Genomic DNA, 4,256 nt, shown 5'->3' on the forward strand with positions numbered 1-4,256 from the left:
GAATCTGCTCCCGGTAAAGTGCATATGCTGCTGCGCAGTTCGGAAGGCGCTATCTACCGCAGTGATTCTGAAGACGGAGGAAAAACCTGGTCTGCCGGCCATAAATCGGGGTTGCCCAATCCCAATAGCGGCATTGATCTTACCCGGCTTTCCGACGGAACACTGGTATTGGCCTACAATCCGGATACGGCAAACTGGGGATCGCGTTCACCGCTTTCGCTTGCTGTGTCGTTTGATAACGGTGAAACCTGGCCGAAAATACTGGATATTGACAGCGGCGATAAAGAAGATGAGTTTTCCTATCCCGCGGTAGTCAGCTATGAAGATACTATTGCGGTAAGCTATACATGGAACCGCAAGAATATCGCTTACTGGATTGGAACCAAAGACGCATTGATCAAAGCGGCAAAAGAAAGGCAATGAGTTTATGGTTTTTAGTTTTTGGTTGAAGCAGCAGGGCAATATAACTTCAAAGCCTGAGCATACCCGCTCAATTTAAATCAGGTTCAGATAGATCAGTCCAGGGCGTTAGTATTTACTTAATTTTTTGTATTAAGTAATAACAGTTAAGAACTATAAATTTGATAAAGTAACAGTGATTCAGGCTCTTTGCATATTTATCAGGGATAATAGTTGAAAATACAGTAGTACCACAGCTAAATCAGGGCGTGTGCACGGATGTGTTGTATTCTCATCCGTGCCTGAACTTTTTGTTACTTTTTCTTTCAAGAGAAAAAGTAAAAGGAATATCTGTTACTAAACTTTTCTTATACGATTTGCACTTTAAATACTTAATGCCATTTAAAATTTCAACTAATGAAAGCTTCAACCCTTTTCCTGAACCGCATGCTGCCCGTAGGGCTGGCATTGGGAACGGCCTGGGCCGCGCGTGGACAGATAGGCCATGAATATGGCGCAACCTGGGCAGCTGCCATTGGTATATTAACCATCATAGCGCTTTCGGGCCGGAAAGACTGGTACGAACGTTTGCCGGTTATTGTGGCATTGGGCGCTATTGCATGGGGCGCCGGCGGCATGATGAGCTATGGAAAAATCGTTGGTTACGGGCATGCTGCAGATTACCTGAATGTAAGCTATGGTTTACTGATGCTGGTGATCATAGGCGCACTGTATGGGTTTTTAGGCGGAGGGATAACGGCACTGGCTTTATCAACCACTCCTGAACATAAAGTAGACTGGGCTGCAGTGTTTACACAGATGTTTGCGGGAGGATACCTCTTCTGGGGGATATTTATTTTTCAGTTGGAATGGTTTATGACGCCACCCCGATCTGAGCTGTGGGCCGCCTGCATGGGAGCTGCACTGGCCCTGGGATGGTATATGTATCGTAACGGCTACACCTATGCGTTGCGTACTGCTTTTTTCAGTGCCCTGGGCGCCGGCTTTGGTTTTGGCTTTGGAAATTTTTTGCAACGCATGGGGCATACTTCGGGTATAAAATTCAACTGGTGGAATGTGATGGAATATTCTATCGGCTTTTTTGGCGGATTGGGAATGGCTTATGGAGTCTTTTCTGTTAACAGGTGGCCGAAAACCATTGCTCCTGCCAGGATGTCTAATCTAATGGCATGGGTGTTTTTGATCGTACTCCTTCCTGTGATCAATCTTATTGAAGGAGTGAATACCAAAACCATGATGTCAACCGGTGAAGGCATACACAGTGCCGATCCGGCAGCCTTTGCGTTCAACTGGCAGTTGGTTATGTGGGTAATGTCTGCATTATTCATGCTCGTGCTTACCTATTATTATAAGCCGGCACTCCAGGGTGCGTCAACGCAAAAAAAAGCGATGGGGCTTACCTTGTTTTATATGGTATGGTATATTGTTATCAGTAACGTGATCAGCGCCATATGGCTTGCACCAAAATTCAGTTCGCAGCATTTGTATTGGATCAACCTCTTTGTATTGTGGCTGTTGTTGCGTAAAAGCGCCCCGTATCCGATAAACGTCGAAAATGTTCTTTCCGACCGTTGGCCGTATGCCGTGCTTAAATGGTGGGTAGCCGTGCTGCTCTGTATTCTGTTGCTGAGCTGCATTGCCGTTTCCATTGGGTATGTGCATCCCAATGCGCAGATACGATTTGAGCAATAGCAGACGTTATATGATAAATTGTTATATAATTATATGCTTACATTCACACGATTATAACAATAACATGATTAAATTTGTATGATAAACTCATTGTAACAAAATGTCATCTGATTTCGAAAAAGCAAAAAATGTAAAGGCCGGAACCATAACGGGCGTTATATCCGGTGCTTTATTGTTGTTTTTTTTCCTGGTTTCATGGTCTGTTCCTGTTGTGCCGCCTCCCGTTGAAGAAGGATTGATCGTAAATCTTGGAAACAGCGACGATGGTTCCGGCGATATACAGCCGCTTATCCCCGGCGAGCCCGCTGCTGCGGAAAAAGAAGTGAATACACCTCCCAGAGCAGCTCATACAACTGTTCAGGATGTAAGAGCTGTTGAAACAGACGACAATGATGAAGAAGCCCCGGATGTAACAGTACCCAGGCCCAGGGTATCCAATCCCCAAAGCACCAACGTTCCCACCAAAGAAAATACATCGGTAACCAGGCAGAACAATACCAAACCACAGGTCGTTGAAAATCCCAAACCTGCTCCGCCCAAACCTAAAGCCACTTATAAAGGCGGTGATGGCAGCGGCAGCGGGGGCAATAATGCCGATTCGTGGAACAACAGCCGCAGTGAAGGCAATACCACGGGATCCGGCGACAGGGGAAGGATTGACGGCGACCCGAATGCAACAAATTATGAAGGCTCCGGCGGCAGCGGTTATACCATATCGGGTAATTTGAGAGGGCGCCGCATTTTACAACAACCCTCCTTTCAGGATGATTTTAATGAAAATGCAAAAGTGGCTGTTGATCTTTCGGTTAACGCTTCAGGAGCGGTTACCGGCGCTACTTACCAGCCGAAAGGATCTACCACTTCCAATGCCGGACTAAAAGACATTGCCTTACGTAAGGCCCGCCAGCTAAAATTTGCCGCCGGTGATGAACAAAGAGGCACGATCATTTTCAACTTTAAAGTAACGAATTAAGATACCTGTTTTTGAAGCCCAATATCTTCAAAAGGCATACGCATATCAATCAATGGTTGCAGCGTATGCTTTTTTGTTTTATAAATCACAGTCGCACACATTTTCCGCTTACTTTTGTTCCCTGCATACGGGCAGGGTACGTTCATGAATTACAAAGAAACCATTGACTATCTGTATAAGGCGCTTCCCATGTTCAGCCGCACGGGCGCTTCGGCTATAAAAAAAGACCTGACCAATACCCGCATTTTGTGCGAAAAGGCAGGCAATCCGCAAAATACATTCAAAAGCATCCATGTAGCGGGAACAAATGGCAAGGGATCGGTTAGCCATATGCTGGCGGCGGTATTGCAAACAGCAGGCTATAGAACGGGATTATATACTTCTCCGCACCTTAAAGATTTCAGGGAAAGGATCAGGGTAAATGGTGCCATGATTGAAGAAGATTTTGTGGTATCGTTTACACAAAAAAAAATGCCCCAGATCAAAAGAATTGAACCTTCTTTTTTTGAAATAACTGTTGTGATGGCATTTGAATATTTTGCCGCCAGGCAGGTAGACGTGGCCGTTATAGAAACCGGTCTGGGCGGGCGGTTAGACAGCACCAATGTAATAACGCCCGTGCTGTCCGTTATTACCAATATCGGCATGGATCACATGAATATTTTGGGAAACAGCCTGGTACAGATCGCTTTTGAAAAGGCGGGCATCATCAAGCCTGGCATACCGGTTGTTGTTGGCGAAGCGCTCCCTGAAACAAAGCCCGTTTTTGAAGCCGTTGCCAAAGAAAGACGATCTCCGCTCGTGTTTGCCGAAAAAGAATGGTATGCTGATGACTACAGATGTGGGCAATCCGAACTGGCGGTAGAACTCGTGTGCCCTTCACACAATGAAAAACAAACGATCCGTCTTGATCTTACAGGCATTTACCAGGTAAAAAATGTAGTTACGGTATATACTGCCATCGGCCTGCTAAAAAAAGAAGGCTGGCAAATTCCGGATACAGCCATACTAGATGGATTGCGCAATGTAAGATCGCTGACGGCGCTGCATGGTCGCTGGGAAGTTATTCATCATCAGCCCATGGTTGTGCTGGATGTAGGCCATAATGAAGACGGCATAAGGCAAATAACAGAACAGTTGGAACTGATGAGCTATCATGATCTTCACATTG

At 45.7% G+C, this 4,256-nt stretch carries 4 protein-coding genes; all 4 read left to right on the top strand.

Annotation, left to right across the window (positions count from 1 at the left end; genetic code table 11):
- The coding region (locus PLH26_RS20530; protein WP_324587890.1) for an exo-alpha-sialidase at positions 1 to 423 on the top strand (423 nt) is incomplete at its 5' end.
- A gap of 393 nt (positions 424 to 816) precedes the next feature.
- Entirely contained in the window at positions 817 to 2,112 is a 1,296-nt protein-coding gene (locus tag PLH26_RS20535; protein ID WP_324587891.1) for a hypothetical protein, read from the top strand.
- A 100-nt stretch (positions 2,113 to 2,212) separates the two neighbouring features.
- Complete coding sequence (locus PLH26_RS20540; protein ID WP_324587892.1) at positions 2,213 to 3,085, top strand: hypothetical protein; 873 nt, start codon at positions 2,213 to 2,215, stop codon at positions 3,083 to 3,085.
- A 144-nt stretch (positions 3,086 to 3,229) separates the two neighbouring features.
- A partial coding sequence (locus PLH26_RS20545) for a bifunctional folylpolyglutamate synthase/dihydrofolate synthase (protein ID WP_324587893.1) occupies positions 3,230 to 4,256 on the top strand: 1,027 nt, incomplete at its 3' end.

The organism is Agriterribacter sp., assembly GCF_035444585.1.
Taxonomy (GTDB): Bacteria; Bacteroidota; Bacteroidia; order Chitinophagales; family Chitinophagaceae; genus Agriterribacter.

Excerpts from the sequence above, each read along its gene's own strand:
- PLH26_RS20540 (WP_324587892.1), top strand. The coding sequence starts at position 2,213 with ATGTCATCTGATTTCGAAAAAGCAAAAAATGTAAAGGCCGGAACCATA.
- PLH26_RS20535 (WP_324587891.1), top strand. The coding sequence starts at position 817 with ATGAAAGCTTCAACCCTTTTCCTGAACCGCATGCTGCCCGTAGGGCTG.